Here is a 13613-nt window from a genome sequence, read left to right on the forward strand (position 1 = left end):
CCGGCGGGGAGGCGCGCATCCGCCGGGGCGGCGCGCGCCCGGGGTCAGCGGAACAGGGAGTCGATGTAGGCGGCGCCGACGCCGATCTTGTCGTAGTGCGCGCGGCACATCGCGATGTAGTCGTGGACGTCGAAGATGCCGTCCGCGTTGCCCTTCTCGTCGAGCCAGACCAGCGGCCCCTTGACGATGAAGAACGCACGCATCGGCTGCTCGTGCTCGTAGGCCACCAGGGTGTGGCCCTCGCCGGGCGTTTCGTAGACGAAGTCGCCGGCGGTGGCGGTCCAATCGTGCTCCAGGTAGCCCCACTTGCCGCTGATGGTGTAGGCGAACACCTCGTGCGGGTGGTAGTGGCGGTTGACCAGGCCGGCGCTCGTCGCCATCAGGATGTCGCACCAGCGGTTTTCGCTTGGCGAGATCCACAGCGGACGCGACTTCACGGTCTCGGTGAAGGGCACGTAGAGGCGCTCGTCCTCGGTCGGCGCGTTGCGCAGGTAGACCTCGGGCTTGGCGTCCGGCTTGAAGCAGTCGGGAATCGGTTGCAGGTCTTTCCAGAATTCACGGGTGGCGAGTTCGGGCATGGGGCGGCCTCTGTCGTTGTTATCGTCGGGCCGACTCTAGCCATGGGCGGGCCTCCGGGTTTGACCCTGGCGGCCAGGAAACTTGCGCTTTTCGGACATGGCCTGGCGCGACCCGCGACGCGCCGCCAAGCTGGCCTGCCCAGCGTCGGAGCCGGCTGGAGGGCGATTGACGGAGGAAAGGATTCAGATGTTAATGACGGGGTGCCAGGCGCCTCGCCGACCGACCGCGACAGGTCGGCGGAGCGGCCCGGCGCCTGGCCCCGGAGGCCTTGCCTGAGGTCCGGGAGGTCCACGCAGCGTTCGACGAGAAGAATAAAAATGCCCGCACATGCCTTGCTCAAAACCCGGCGGGCCAGCACCCAGGACATTCCCCTGGAGCAGCGGCTGGCGTTCTGGGAGGACTACAACGCTTCCATCCTGGTTGGCCTGAAATGTTCGTCGTATTCCCAGGCCGGCTTCGCCGCGACCCAGGACAACCTCTGCCTCGAACGCCTGCGGCTGGCCCGCATCGGCGGCAACGAGCACGTGGTGGAGCGCGACCGCTCGATGATCCGCGCAGTGCCCAAGGAGTCGATCTTCGTCTCCCTGGTGCAGGGCAGCCAGTCGTTCTTCTACCAGGACAACGGCTGCAACCTCCTGCAACCGGGCGAGCTGGTTATCTACCGGACCGACAAGCCCTACCTGTTCGGTTTTTCCGGACCGATGCGGCAGTTCATCTTCGACATTCCCCAGGACGATTTCGCCGAGCGCTGCCTGCGCGACTTCAAGGGACCGCTGAAGATCGGCGCGGAAAGCCCGGTGCAGCGCCTGCTGGTGCGGACCCTCGGCGAGCGTACCCGGGATTTCCTCGACAGCCCCCATGGCGAGGATGCCGAGCGCTACCAGGAGGAAGCCTACGACCTGCTGGCGAGCATCATCAGCGACCATGCCGGCGAGCACCGTGCCAGCGCCCTGGGCGCGTCCTACCTGCTGGCGGCCAAGCAGTACATCCAGCAGCACCTCGACGAACCCGCCCTGAGCTGCGAGCGGGTGGCCGCCGCCACTGGCGTCTCCAGCCGGCACCTGGCGCGGCTGTTCGCCCAGGAAGGCAGCTCGCCCGGGCGCTACCTGCAGGAGCGGCGCCTGGAGCGGGCCCGCCAGTTGCTCGCTTCGCCCCAGGGCCGGCGCCTGGATGTCGCCGAGGTCGCCTATCGCCACGGCTTCTCCAGCCAGGCGCATTTCGCCCGGGCCTTCAAGGCGCGCTACGGGATGACGCCGAGCGAGGCGCGTGGCCGTTAGACCCGACTACCGTACCTTTCCTCCTCCTACTGCCAAGGACCCGTTCCGTGACCGACAAGAAAGAGCAGATCGCCCGTTTCATCCAGCGCGAATTTCCCCAGACCCGGGTCGTGGTCGAAGCCGTCGGCGAGCGTAGCGCCACGGTCTGGCAGGCGGTCGACGCCAGCGACCTGCGCCCCGGCGGCACGGTCTCCGGGCCGACCCTGATGGCCATCGCCGATGTCGCGCTGTACGTGGCGGTACTGGGCGAGATCGGCATCGTCCCGCTGGCGGTGACCACCAGCCTGACCATCAACTTCCTGCGGCGTCCGGCGGCGGACCGCCGGGTGGTCGCCGAGTGCCGCCTGATGAAGGTCGGCAAGACCCTGGCGATGGGCGAGGTCTCGCTGTTCTCCGAAGGCGACGCGGAACCGGTCGCCCATGTGGTCGGCACCTACTCGATCCCACCGGCGCACCGCCGCTGAGGGCCTGGCCGGGTTCTCGGCGGTGGCTGCGAAACGCTGGCGGAGGATTCCTGGAGGCGCCGTTCAGGCCGCCCGCCGGGGGCATTGCAGGCGATGGAAGCTGCGGCTGAAGTAGACCAGGCCGTCGCCCTGTTCGAGGACCTGGATGTCCTCCAGCTCCAGCAACAGCACCGAATGGGTGCCGATCTCCTGGACCTCGGCGATGCGTCCCTGCAGGTTGGCCAGGGCGCCGTGCAGCACCGGCAACCCGGCGAGGCCCTCGCGCCAGTCATGGAGGGCGAAGCGGCGTTCCATCGGGACCTCGGTCATGCCGGCGAAGTGGCGGGCCACCTCTTCGTGTTCGCCGCTGAGGACGTTCACGCAGAGTCGACCGTTGGCCTTGAACACCGTGTTCATCTCGCTGTTGCGGTTGATGCAGAGCATCAGCGTCGGCGGGCTGTCGGTGACCGAGCAGACCGCGGTGGCGGTGATCCCGCAGCGTCCGGCCGGGCCGTTGCTGGTGATCACGTTGACCGCCGCCGAAAGATGCGCCATGGCGTTGCGGAAGGCTTGTTGCCTGGGTTCGAGCTGGGACATGGGAATAACCTCCGGACGCGACGCGGGCGTCATTGGCGGATGCGGTCGAGCACGTTGATGTCGTCCGGGTTGTGCAGGTGCGGCACGGTCCAGCCGTTCTCGTCGTAGTCGCCCATGCACTGCTCGACCATGCCGAGCATGCCCTTCATCGCCCCGCTGCCGACCGCCTGGCGCAGGGCCTGCATGCGGATCTCGTCCTGGCTGCCGGCGTAGTTGATCTCGTACAGCTCGTGGCGGCCGCCGAACTCGCTGCCGATGGCGTCCCAGAGCAGCTTGAGGATCTTGATCCGCTCCCGGTGGCCCATGCCGCCGGAGCCGCGGCAATAGGTGGAGAGGTACTTGTCGAGTTGCGGATTGTGCAGGTCGCGAACGCCGGAGGGCAGGTAGATCAGGCCGCTGGCGACCACCTGCTCGATGGTCTTCTTGATCTCCGGGTAGGCCTGCGGCGCCAGCACGCGGTAGGCCTGCAGGGCCTCGGCGCTGGGTAGGAAGGCGCCGCTGTGCCATTCGCTGGCGTTGCCGTACATGGCGTCGGTCAGCGACCAGAACAGGTTGCGCCAGGCCACCACTTCGCCGACCTGCGCCTGCACGCCGCGGAACTCCAGGGAGCCGGTGCATTGCAGGGCCTTGTAGAGGGCGCCGGTGATGAAGTCGAGCTTGACCGCCAGGCGGGTGCAGCCCTGCATCGGGAACAGCCGGCCGAAGCCGCCCTGGGGGAACCACTGCTTGCAGCGTTCGAAGTCGCGGTAGATCAGTACGTTCTCCCAGGGGATGAACACCTTGTCCATCACCAGGATCGCGTCGTTCTCGTCGAAACGGCTGGATAGCGGGTAGTCGAACGGCGATCCGGCGATGCCTGCCACCAGTTCGTAGGAGGGGCGGCAGATCAGCTTCATGCCGGGGGTGTTCATCGGCGCGATGAACATCAGGGCGAAGTCGGTGTTGTCGCCGAGCAGTTGCGCCGAACCCTGGCCGACGAAGTTGTAGTGGGTCAGCGCGGAATTCGTGGCGACCACCTTGGCGCCGCTGACGACGATGCCGCCGTCGACTTCCTCGTCCACCGAGATGAACACGTCCTTGACCTGGTCCACCGGCTTGTCGCGGTCGATCGGCGGGTTGACGATGGCATGGTTGAGGTACAGGCAGGCTTCCTGGATGCGCTTGTACCAGGTTTTCGCGTTGTCCTCGAAACGTCCGTAGAAGCCCGGGTTGGCGCCGAGGGCGCTGCCGAAGGCGGCCTTGTAGTCCGGGGTGCGGCCCATCCAGCCGTAGGTCAGCCGCGACCACTCGGCGATGGCGTCGCGCTGCTGGCGCAGTTCGTCGGCGCTGCGCGCGTAGCGGAAGAACTTGTGGGTATAGCCGCCGTTGCCGGTATCGGTCTCCCAGCAGAGCTTTTCCTTGCTCTGCGGATCGTGCAGGGCGTCGTAGAGCCGGGCCATGGAGGCGGCCGCGTTGCGGAAGGCGGGGTGGCTGGTGACGTCCTTGACGCGGTCGCCGTAGATGTAGATCTCACGGTCGTCGCGCAGGCTGGCGAGGTACTCCTCGCCGGTGAACGGACGGGTGGCAGAGGCACGGAAATCTTCGGGTTTCATCATCGTCTCCAGTCATTGTTGTTATCTGCGCGAGAGCGCCTGGAGGGGATGATGGGACGGGGGCGGAGCGAGCTGAATGGCTTTTCCGGGGAATGAATTGCACTTTCCATGGCCCCGCGTGACGCCCGGCGCCCGGCCGCGAAGGGCGGCCGGGTGGCGGCGCGTTCAGCTTTCGGCGGGCTGCCAGGCAATCTCCAGGCTTTCGCTGTTGGCCATACGTTGCAGGTGATCGGCGACCACGTTCTGCATGTGGGCGAGGCTGTCCTCGTCGGGGCTGTTGAGAATCATCAGGACATGGTCGGGGTGGGCGAGCAGCTCGCAGTTGGAGTCGCCGAAGTCGATGAAGCCGCGCTCGGGAGTGAGTTCGACTTCGAACTTGTGGCCCCAGTGCTTGCACAGGCGATTGACGTAGCGTGCGGCCGATTCGGTACGGACATGGGAGGTGGAGCGGAACATGAAGCGAATCCTCTCGGTTGGGGATTTCCGATACTAACCTGCTGAGAGTCATTCTTATTCATCCATTTTGCAGGGGCTTTCGATAATCGCCCGGCAAATGGTCGGCCCTTGTCCGTGGGACAGGGCGAGCGCCCTACCGGAGCCGGCGGAAGGGTTTGCCGGATACGTCGGAAGGCGCTCTCTCTGGAGGGAGAGGGCGAACGCCAGCGGCTTCAGGCCAGCCCGCCGTTTTCCGGCAGCAACGCGCCGCCATCCACAACCAGGGTCTGCCCGGTGATGTAGCTCGCCTCGTCGGAGGCGAGGAAGAGCATGGCGTGGGCGATGTCCAGCGGCTGGCCGACGCGCCCGAGGGGGATGTGCGCGGCCAGCGCGGCGGCGTCGCCGAGGCTGCCCAGCGCCGGAGTCGCGACCAGGCCGGGCTCGACGCCGTTGACGGTGATGCCGTCGCCGGCCAGCTCCAGCGCGGCGGCGCGGATGAAACCGTTGACCCCGGCCTTGCTCGCCGCATAGTGCGAGAGTCCAGGGATCGCCGTGCGCGGGCCGGTCACCGAGGAGGTCACCAGGACGCGCCCGGCCACGCTGCGGCGCAGGGCGGGAAGGGCGGCCTGGGTCAGCCGGAAGCAGCTTTTCAGGTTCACCGCCAGGGTCCGTTCCAGGGTGCCTTCGTCCAGTTCCGCGAGGGCGCACTGGGGAAAGGCAGCGGCGTTGTGCAGGAGGATGTCCAACTGACCGAAGCGCTCCAGGGTCGCGCTCACCGCTCGTCTCGCGGCGTCGTGCTCGCTCAGGTCGACGGCCAGCAGTTCGGCCGTGCCTCCGCCCAGGCGGATCGCCTCCAGGACGGCCTGGCCGCGGCTGGCGGTACGCGTCGCCAGCAGAACCCTGGCGCCTTCGGCGGCGAAGCATTCGGCGATGGCCCGGCCGATGCCCTGGCCGGCGCCGGTGACCAGTGCGACGCGGTTCTCCAAGCGCCTCACGATGGGCGCTCCAGCAGTTCGCCCAGGCAATCGCGGAGCAGGCGGTCGTGCAGTTCGACGTCCTCCGCGCGGGTCGCCGGGCAGGTCAGCGCCATGTTGTGGAATGGCGTCAAGAGCACGCCGCGGTTGAGCAGGTAGAGGTGCAGGCAGGCCTCGACCAGGCCGTTGCGTGCGTGGTGGGCCTCGCCGCCGTTGCGCGGGGCGTGGGTCATGAACAGGTACTCGACGCGCGCGCCGATGCGCGTCACGTGCCAGGGCAGGCGCAGTTCCTCTAGCGTCGCGCGGACGCCCGCCTCGAGCTGCGCGGCGAGCTGGAACATGTGCCGATAGGCGTCCTCCGTCATCACTTCGGCGAAGGTCGCGCGCATCGCCGCCAGTTGCAGCGCGTTGCCGGCCAGGGTGCCGCCAAAGCCGAAATGGTTGATCGCCTGCCCCGGTCGGAAGTGCGGCAGTACCGCCCAGATCCGCTCCGCCTGCGCCTGGCTGCATCCCCAGACGGCGCTGGGAATGCCGCCGGCGATGCATTTGCCGAGGACGAAGAAGTCCGGCTCGAGGCCATGCGCGCCGCTATAGCCGGCGGGACCGCAGGAGATGGTGTGGGTCTCGTCGATGATCAGCGCCACGTCGTGGCGGCGGGTTAGTTCGCGCAGGCCGGCGTGGAAGCCTTCGGCCGGCGGGACCATGCCGACGTTGGTCATGAAGGGTTCGGTGAGCACCGCGGCGACGTCGCCATGGGCGAGGGCGGCCTCCAGCGCGTCGAGGTCGTTGAACTCCACCAGGCGGGTGGTGGCGTCGTGGCGTACGCCATTGGGGTGAACGCCCGCGCGCGGAACCATGCGCCCGGCGGCGTCGAATTCCACCTGCGATTCGTCGACGCTGCCGTGGTAGTTGCAGTTGAACACCACCACCTTGTCACGTCCGCTGAGCATCCGGCACAGGCGCAGGACGAAACGGTTGGCGTCGGTGGCCGAGGTGGTCACCTGCCAATAGGGCAGGCCGAAGCGCCGCGCCAGTTCGGCGCCGACCCACAGGCTGTCCTCGGTCGGCAGCATCAGGGTCGAGCCGCGCCGCGCCTGGCGGGCGATGGCGTCGGCCACCGCCGGTTGGGCGTGGCCGAACATGGCGCCGCTATCGCCGAGGGCGAAGTCGACGTACTGCTGGCCGTCGATGTCGGTGACGCGCGCGCCCTGGGCCTCCTTCACCAGCAGCGGGCAGTTGCCCGGCCACTGTTGCATCCAGTGCAACGGTGCGCCGTACAGCCAGTGGCGGCGGTTTTCCCGGTAGGCCTGGGCGGAGCGCGGATGCAGTTCGTCGAAGCGTCGCAGCTCGCGCTTGAACAGCGCTTCGACGCGGGCCAGGTCGAGGCCGAAGGTGGTGTCCATGGGCGTCCTCACAGGTCGTGGCTGGTCTGGTTGAGCACCTGGGCCAGGGCGCCGACCGGGAAGTTAACCGGGGTGGCGAAGTCGTCGTCCTGGTAGCCGAAGATCTTGCCGTCGGTGCGCCCGGCTTCCAGGTCGATCAGCAGCACGCCGAGGGTCGGCACGATCTTCTCGCGCCAGACGAACAGGTACAGGCGTTCGGCCAGTCGGTAGCAGTGGCAGCGGTCGGTATCGGCCAGCCCTCGCTCGGCGCCGCGCAGGCATTGCCAGGTGTAGAAGTCGGGATTGAGGTAGACGTGTTCGTAGGCCTCGCTGGCGCTGTAGACGTAGCGGTTGCGCAGGCCGACCAACTCGTCGCTGGGGACGTGCGGGCAGGCGCCGGGCTGCCACGGGCGGTCGAGGCTGCCATGCAGGAACTCGGCCTCGACGCCGGTCAGTTCCCGGCCGGCCAGGGCCCGGGAGAACAGACCCTGTTCGCAGGCCGTGCGGTCGGGCAGATGGCCGAGCACCGCGGTGAACGCCTGGTTGTCGAAGTCCAGCACCAGGCTGACCGAGACCGGCCGGCCGTTTTCCTGCTTGAGGAAATCCACCAGGTAAAGGTTCTCCCGCAGTGAACTGGCGCGGTAGTCCGACTCGCCGCTGGCACTGCCGTCGGCCAGGCGCCAGCGCAGGCGCTGCGAGTCGAAGGCATGTTCGATGACCCAGCCGTTGGCGAAGTGCAGGACCCGTTCGAGCCCGGCGAGATCGCCGCAGGCGGGAAGGACGTGGTTGTCCGGAGCGAAGCCGTCGGCCAGGGCGCCGACGGTGATCCATCCGGAATGCGAGTGGGCGGACATAGGGTTCTCCTCGTCGTGGGAAACCCATGCTGGCCTGTCTTCGAGTATCCCGATATCGACCGGATGGTTGATAGGTCGATATGCCACGGAAATAGCACGGAGCGGCGAAGGGAAAGTTATCGAAGATGAAGTATTAGATGGGTTTTCGTTTCTTCTTTTTTGGTTTTTTAGTTAATGGGTTCCTGTTCTTCTATAAGTATTTTCTGAATGTATTCTTATGTACCTATTGGCTGTTATCGGAAATGGACTACATATGTTTTCGTATGATTATTATTTTTAAATCCTGTCTTTCTTTCTAGTATTTGGGTCTGCGTTTATCAGGGCGCAATCTTCGGCTGTCGCGTAATGGTCGGAGGCGCTCTAGGCGGCCGTCCCGGTTGCGCGCAAAGGCTTGGCTACCTTGGCCGGTTCGTACTGCATCGGCTCTCCAGGGAGCAGCCAGGATGTTCCACAACTCCAAAGGAAATCAGATGAACAAGTTCAAACGTGCAATTCTTGCGCCCCTCGTTGCGTCGGGCACCCTTCTCGCGCTGATGTCCCCCGTGGCCCATGCGGTCGATGGGATCGTCAACTTCTCGGGCAACATCACCGACGTCGCGTGCGATATCAACGGCCAGGCGCCGGGTGCGGGCAACGTCACCAACGTCGACCTGGGTATCGTGGCGCCGACCCATTTCACCGCCGTCGGAACCAACTCCACTTTCCAGGAGTTCGACCTGGTCCTCTCCGGTGCCGGCTGCACCAATGACAAGAAGGTTTCCATCGCCTTCGATACGGTCACCAACGTCGACCGCATCAGCGGCAACCTGATGCTGATGGGGCCGTCGAAAGCCAAGGGCGTGCAGATCCAGATCTTCAACAATTCGGCGGCCAACACCACGAAGATCCCGCTGGGCTTGGTCGAGGCCGCTCCGCAGAAGGCAACCATCGACAAGAACACGGCCACCCTGAAGTACAAGGCCTCCTATGTGTCCACCGAGAAGACCGTGATCGCGGGTACCGGCCTGTCCCATATCCGCTACCTCCTGGCGTACGAGTAAGCGGCGGTCGACGGACGAAGAGGTGAGGCCATGGCGCCGCTAATGCATCGTTTTCATTCTTTCGTGGCGGCAAGCGCCGTGGCCATCGCCCTGTGCGCCGGAACGGCTCATGCCGGGCTGATCGCACAGGGCACTCGTGTCGTCTTTCCGGCCAGCGAGCGCGAGGTCACCTTGCGGGTCAGCAATACGTCCGGCACTCCCGTGCTGGCGCAAGCCTGGATCGACGATGGCCGGCAGGACGTTCCCCCCGAGGAACTGCAGGTCCCCTTCAGCGTCACGCCGGCCGTGACGCGAGTGGACCCCAATGGCGGCGCCGTATTGCGCATCGCCTACCTGAAGGCCCCGTTGCCGACGGATCGCGAATCGCTGTTCTGGCTGAATATCCTGGAAGTTCCGCCCAGGGACGAAGACGAAAACAATGCATTGCAGTTTTCCTTTCGTTCGCGCTTCAAACTCTTCTTTCGACCCAGCCAGTTGAAGAGTGTCGATTCGGCTGCCGGGAAACTTCAATGGAAGCTTCTGGAGTCAGGGGGAGCAGGAAAAAAGTCCGTAGTACAGGTAAATAATCCGACGCCTTACTACGTTTCGTTCGCCAGCGTCGAATTGATTGTCGATGGCCGTGTCATGTCCGTGGGAAAGGGAATGGTCGCGCCATTCTCGACGAAGGAGTTCGACTGGCAGGGAAATCCGAAGAACATGGAAGCCGCTTCCGTCAGATACGAAGTCATCAACGATTACGGTGGCCGCAATACCCTCGATAGGGCACTCGGCAAATAACCCCTCCGTTTCCCCGCTTTTTACTTACGGCCCGACATATGAGTGGCGATTTTAAAATCGCTGCAGGGATTACATATGCCCAAAGTTTCTCTTCATAGGTGCTTGTCCGCTCCCGCTTACGGTGGGCAGGTCGCCCTGTTGCGAATGGCGATACAGGGAGGGATCGCCGTTCGTTCCCTGCGATTCGCCTGTCTGCTGGCACTGTTTCCTTCGCTGTCCTCCTGCCAGTCCTGGTCCTCCGTCGGCGCCGCCGGCGTAGCCGGGGCGAAAGCGAAGGAGGCCAGGGCGGGAGCACCGGCGAAACAGCTGCAGGCGCCCGCGGCGGCCGTTGCGTCACCGGCCGGCGGGTTGGACGCACCGTCGCGGCGGATCGTCTTCGACGCGCAGATGCTGGCCCTGGGGCCGGGCGGACGCTCGATCGATACGTCGCGTTTCGAGCGCGGCGACGTCATCGAGCCAGGCCGCTATCGCCTCGACCTGCTGCTCAACAGCCGATGGCGTGGCGTCGAGGACGTCGAGCTGCGCCGCCAGCCGGGGCGGGAAAGCGCGGTCTTCTGCTACGACCGGGGCCTGCTGGAGCGGGCGGGCATCGACCTGGAGAAGAGCGCGCGTGGCCAGGACCGTTCCTCGGCTCGCGATCCTCTGCCCGAAGGTTTGCACTGCGACCCTCTCGAGCGCTATGTGCCGGGGGCCCGGGTCAAGCTCGATATCGCCGAGCAGTCGATCTATGTCTCGGTGCCCAGCTATTACCTGAGCCTGGATTCTTCGAAGACCTATGTCGATCCGGCGAGCTGGGACAGCGGCATTTCCGCCGCCTTGCTCAACTACAACAGCAATCTCCACGTCAGGGAAAACCACGGCAGGAGCGCCACCAGCGGCTATGCCGGGATGAACGCCGGCTTCAATTTCGGGCGGGCGCGCCTGCGCCACAACGGCACGGCCACCTGGTCGCGCCGCATGGGCAGCCATTACCAGCGTAGCGCAACCTATGTGCAGACCGACCTGCCGGTCTGGCGTGCGCAGTTATTGCTGGGAGAAAACTCCACCAGCAGCGAGTTCTTCGATGCGGTGTCCTTCCGTGGAGTGCAGCTCTCCAGCGATGACCGGATGCTGCCGGATTCGCTGCGCTACTACGCTCCGGTGGTCCGTGGGACCGCCAGTACCAATGCGCGGGTATCGGTCTACCAGCGCGGCTACCTCATCTACGAAACCACGGTGGCACCCGGGGCGTTCGCTCTCGACGAACTGCAGACCGCCAGCTATGGCGGGGACCTGGAAGTGCGGGTGACCGAAGCCAGCGGGGAAGTCCGCAGTTTCATCGTGCCGTTCGCCACCACCGTACAACTGCTGCGCCCCGGGACCACGCGCTACAGCCTGACGGCCGGGCGGCTCAACGATCCCAGCCTGGAGCGTCGGCCGAACATGCTGCAGGGCGTCTACCAGCGCGGCCTGGGCAACGACGTCACCGCATACGCGGGCGGGGCCTTCACCGGCAGCTACATGTCCGGGTTGATGGGCGCGGCGCTGAACACGCCGGTGGGCGGATTCTCCGGTGACGTGACGCTGGCGCGTACCGAGGTTCCCGGCGACGATCGCCTTAGCGGCTCCAGCTACCGTCTCGCCTACAGCAAGAACCTGCCGAACACCGGCACCAACTTTTCGCTGCTCGCCTATCGTTACTCCACCGGTGGCTATCTCGGCCTGCGCGACGCGGCCTTCATGCAGGACCGGGTAGAGCGAGGCGAGCCGCTGGAGTCGTTCTCGCGCTTGCGCAACCGTCTCGACGCCAACATCAGCCAGCAACTGGGCAACGGCGGCAACCTGTACCTGAACGGCTCCTCGCAGCGCTACTGGAGCGGCGGCGGGCGGGCGGTCAACTTCTCCGTCGGCTACAGCAACCAGTGGCGCGACGTCAGTTACTCCATTTCCGCGCAACGCCTGCGCAGCCACTACGAAGGCTTTTCCAGCGATGACAAGCGCGGCGAGACCAGCACGCTGTTCAGCCTGAACCTGTCCATTCCGCTGGGCGGCGCGGGACGCGGGTCGCCGACCCTGAGCAGCTACCTGACCCGCGACAGCAACAGCGGAACCCAGCTCACCAGCGGGGTTTCCGGCATGCTGGGCAAGCGTGGCGAGGCCTCCTACTCGCTGTCGGCCTCCCATGACCGCGACAGCCGGCAGACCTCGAAGAGCGCCAGCCTCGACTATCGACTGCCGCAGGTCGAACTCGGCTCCAGCCTCTCGCAGGGACCGGGCTATCGGCAGTTGTCGGTCAAGGCCGCGGGGGGCCTGGTCGCGCACAGCGGCGGGATCACCGCGGCACAAACCCTGGGCGAGACGATCGGCCTGGTCCACGCGCCAAACGCCAGGGGCGCGGCTGCCGGCTACTCGGGAAGCCGGGTCGACCGCCACGGCTATGCGGTGATTCCCAACCTGCTGCCCTACCAGTTGAACAGTGTCGACCTCGACCCCAACGGCATGGCCGACGAGATCGAGCTGAGGTCCAGTTCGCGCAACGTGGCGCCCACCGCCGGAGCGGTGGTGCGCCTCGACTATCCGACGCGGGTAGCGAGGCCCTTGCTGGTGGATAGCCGGATGCCCAGCGGCGAGCCCCTGCCGTTCGCCGCGGAAGTGCTCGATGCCCACAGCGGGCAGTCGGTGGGCGCCGTCGGCCAGGGCAGCCGCCTGGTGCTGCGGGTCGAGCAGGATCGCGGCTCGGTTCGGGTGCGCTGGGGCAACGAGCCGCAGCAGCAGTGCCTGGTCGACTATGCGCTGGGCCCGCGCGAGACGACGCCTCCCGTCCTGCAACTGGCATGTCGCCCGGCGTCGGCCGCCGACCGGGAGCGCACGCTGTGACCGGCGTCGGCCTGGGCCGATGCGGCACGGCCTGGGTCCTGCTGGTGGCGCTGGTGGCCGATGCCTCCGCCTCGCTGTCCGTGATCGGGACCCGTTTCATCTATCCGGCGGGCGTTTCCGCGCTGACGATTCGCGTCGGTAACGTCGGGACGCGCCCGGCCCTGGTCCAGGCCTGGCTCGATCGCGGCGACGAGACGGCGGACCCGAGCGCTGTCACGGTGCCGTTCATCCTGTCGCCGCCGCTGTTGCGTATGGACCCGCAGGAGACCCAGGCGCTCCAGCTTCGCCATACCGGCGAGCCGCTGCCGGACGACCGGGAATCGCTGTTCTGGGTCAACCTGCTGGAGGTGCCGGGGCGGGAGGACGGCAGCGGCAACCTGCTGCTGGTGAGCTACCGCCTGCGGATGAAGCTCCTGTTCCGTCCGCAGGGTCTGGCCGGCGATCCGCGAGCCGCCGCGCGCCAGGTCGTCTGGCGCCTGCGTCCGGCGGTACGGCCGGGGCAGCGGGCGCTGCTGGAGGCGGACAACCGCAGTCCCTATCACGTTTCCCTGGTGCGCCTGGAGCTGGGCGAGGGCGACCTCGCCATGTCCCTCGGCAGCGTCACCTTGCCGCCTTTCGCCGTTACCCCGTTGAGTCTGCCGGCCGTGCCCGGCGAGGCGGTGCGGGTCCATTTCGATGCGGTGGGGGATGACGGCCAGATCGAGCGCGGCGACGCGCCGGCAGAGAGATACCCGTAGGAGTTCGGCAGGGCCCGGGGAGTTGGGCTCCTGCCGTAGCACGGCCCTGCGAATAGGTCGCGGGGTTTCA

At 66.4% G+C, this 13613-nt stretch carries 13 protein-coding genes; 6 read left to right on the top strand and 7 right to left on the bottom strand.

The window, feature by feature from the left end; all coding sequences use genetic code 11:
• Window positions 1-44: 44 nt before the first annotated feature.
• Entirely contained in the window at window positions 45-578 is a 534-nt protein-coding gene (locus tag LT948_RS27240; RefSeq protein ID WP_003093399.1) for a 2,4'-dihydroxyacetophenone dioxygenase family protein, read from the bottom strand.
• Between the two features lie 318 nt (window positions 579-896).
• On the opposite strand from LT948_RS27240, the gene LT948_RS27245 reads away from it, so the two are divergent.
• Both LT948_RS27245 and LT948_RS27250 read left to right on the top strand, forming a co-directional pair.
• Complete coding sequence (locus LT948_RS27245; protein ID WP_073657237.1) at window positions 897-1856, top strand: helix-turn-helix domain-containing protein; 960 nt, start codon at window positions 897-899, stop codon at window positions 1854-1856.
• 47 nt (window positions 1857-1903) lie between these two features.
• Window positions 1904-2320 (top strand): PaaI family thioesterase, encoded by a 417-nt coding sequence (locus LT948_RS27250; RefSeq protein WP_003104529.1) that lies wholly within the window; start codon window positions 1904-1906, stop codon window positions 2318-2320.
• A gap of 63 nt (window positions 2321-2383) precedes the next feature.
• Here LT948_RS27250 and hpaC read toward each other — a convergent pair whose 3' ends face one another.
• From hpaC to LT948_RS27280, 6 genes are all read right to left on the bottom strand, one after another.
• Window positions 2384-2896: a 4-hydroxyphenylacetate 3-monooxygenase, reductase component gene (gene hpaC / locus LT948_RS27255; protein ID WP_003104531.1), complete on the bottom strand. Its 513-nt coding sequence runs from the start codon at window positions 2894-2896 to the stop codon at window positions 2384-2386.
• A gap of 29 nt (window positions 2897-2925) precedes the next feature.
• Window positions 2926-4488, bottom strand: a complete 1563-nt coding sequence (gene hpaB, locus LT948_RS27260; protein WP_003111030.1) for a 4-hydroxyphenylacetate 3-monooxygenase, oxygenase component — start codon at window positions 4486-4488, stop codon at window positions 2926-2928.
• 165 nt (window positions 4489-4653) lie between these two features.
• Entirely contained in the window at window positions 4654-4944 is a 291-nt protein-coding gene (locus tag LT948_RS27265) for a DUF2218 domain-containing protein (RefSeq protein ID WP_003093387.1), read from the bottom strand.
• 212 nt (window positions 4945-5156) lie between these two features.
• The gene (locus LT948_RS27270) at window positions 5157-5918 is read right to left on the bottom strand and encodes an SDR family oxidoreductase (RefSeq protein ID WP_003104535.1); all 762 of its coding nucleotides are present in this window, start codon (window positions 5916-5918) and stop codon (window positions 5157-5159) included.
• Complete coding sequence (locus tag LT948_RS27275) at window positions 5915-7300, bottom strand: aspartate aminotransferase family protein (protein WP_003093384.1); 1386 nt, start codon at window positions 7298-7300, stop codon at window positions 5915-5917. Before LT948_RS27275 ends, LT948_RS27270 begins: the two co-directional genes overlap by 4 nt.
• A gap of 8 nt (window positions 7301-7308) precedes the next feature.
• On the bottom strand, window positions 7309-8133 hold the full coding sequence (locus LT948_RS27280; RefSeq protein WP_073657236.1) for a molybdenum cofactor biosynthesis F family protein: 825 nt from the start codon (window positions 8131-8133) through the stop codon (window positions 7309-7311).
• 470 nt (window positions 8134-8603) lie between these two features.
• Between LT948_RS27280 and LT948_RS27285 the strand changes: the two genes are divergently transcribed.
• From LT948_RS27285 to LT948_RS27300, 4 genes are all read left to right on the top strand, one after another.
• Complete coding sequence (locus LT948_RS27285) at window positions 8604-9173, top strand: fimbrial protein (RefSeq protein WP_003111034.1); 570 nt, start codon at window positions 8604-8606, stop codon at window positions 9171-9173.
• A gap of 30 nt (window positions 9174-9203) precedes the next feature.
• A complete protein-coding gene (gene cupB2 / locus LT948_RS27290; RefSeq protein ID WP_023092418.1) occupies window positions 9204-9950 on the top strand; it encodes a molecular chaperone CupB2 in 747 nt (248 codons plus the stop codon).
• Window positions 9951-10337: 387 nt separating this feature from the next.
• The gene (gene cupB3 / locus LT948_RS27295) at window positions 10338-12806 is read left to right on the top strand and encodes a fimbrial biogenesis outer membrane usher protein CupB3 (protein ID WP_033995443.1); all 2469 of its coding nucleotides are present in this window, start codon (window positions 10338-10340) and stop codon (window positions 12804-12806) included.
• Complete coding sequence (locus LT948_RS27300) at window positions 12803-13543, top strand: fimbrial biogenesis chaperone (RefSeq protein ID WP_003093371.1); 741 nt, start codon at window positions 12803-12805, stop codon at window positions 13541-13543. Before cupB3 ends, LT948_RS27300 begins: the two co-directional genes overlap by 4 nt.
• Window positions 13544-13613 lie beyond the last annotated feature (70 nt).

The sequence above is a fragment of the Pseudomonas sp. CP-1 genome (assembly GCF_021213715.1).
Lineage (GTDB): Bacteria > Pseudomonadota > Gammaproteobacteria > Pseudomonadales > Pseudomonadaceae > Pseudomonas > Pseudomonas aeruginosa.

What these genes read in the sequence shown, in the direction of transcription:
- LT948_RS27240 (WP_003093399.1), bottom strand. Translation starts at nt 578, where the DNA reads ATGCCCGAACTCGCCACCCGTGAATTCTGGAAAGACCTGCAACCGATT.
- LT948_RS27245 (WP_073657237.1), top strand. Translation starts at nt 897, where the DNA reads ATGCCCGCACATGCCTTGCTCAAAACCCGGCGGGCCAGCACCCAGGAC.
- hpaC (WP_003104531.1), bottom strand. Translation starts at nt 2,896, where the DNA reads ATGTCCCAGCTCGAACCCAGGCAACAAGCCTTCCGCAACGCCATGGCG.
- hpaB (WP_003111030.1), bottom strand. Translation starts at nt 4,488, where the DNA reads ATGAAACCCGAAGATTTCCGTGCCTCTGCCACCCGTCCGTTCACCGGC.
- LT948_RS27265 (WP_003093387.1), bottom strand. Translation starts at nt 4,944, where the DNA reads ATGTTCCGCTCCACCTCCCATGTCCGTACCGAATCGGCCGCACGCTAC.
- LT948_RS27275 (WP_003093384.1), bottom strand. Translation starts at nt 7,300, where the DNA reads ATGGACACCACCTTCGGCCTCGACCTGGCCCGCGTCGAAGCGCTGTTC.
- LT948_RS27280 (WP_073657236.1), bottom strand. Translation starts at nt 8,133, where the DNA reads ATGTCCGCCCACTCGCATTCCGGATGGATCACCGTCGGCGCCCTGGCC.
- LT948_RS27285 (WP_003111034.1), top strand. Translation starts at nt 8,604, where the DNA reads ATGAACAAGTTCAAACGTGCAATTCTTGCGCCCCTCGTTGCGTCGGGC.
- cupB2 (WP_023092418.1), top strand. Translation starts at nt 9,204, where the DNA reads ATGGCGCCGCTAATGCATCGTTTTCATTCTTTCGTGGCGGCAAGCGCC.
- cupB3 (WP_033995443.1), top strand. Translation starts at nt 10,338, where the DNA reads ATGCTGGCCCTGGGGCCGGGCGGACGCTCGATCGATACGTCGCGTTTC.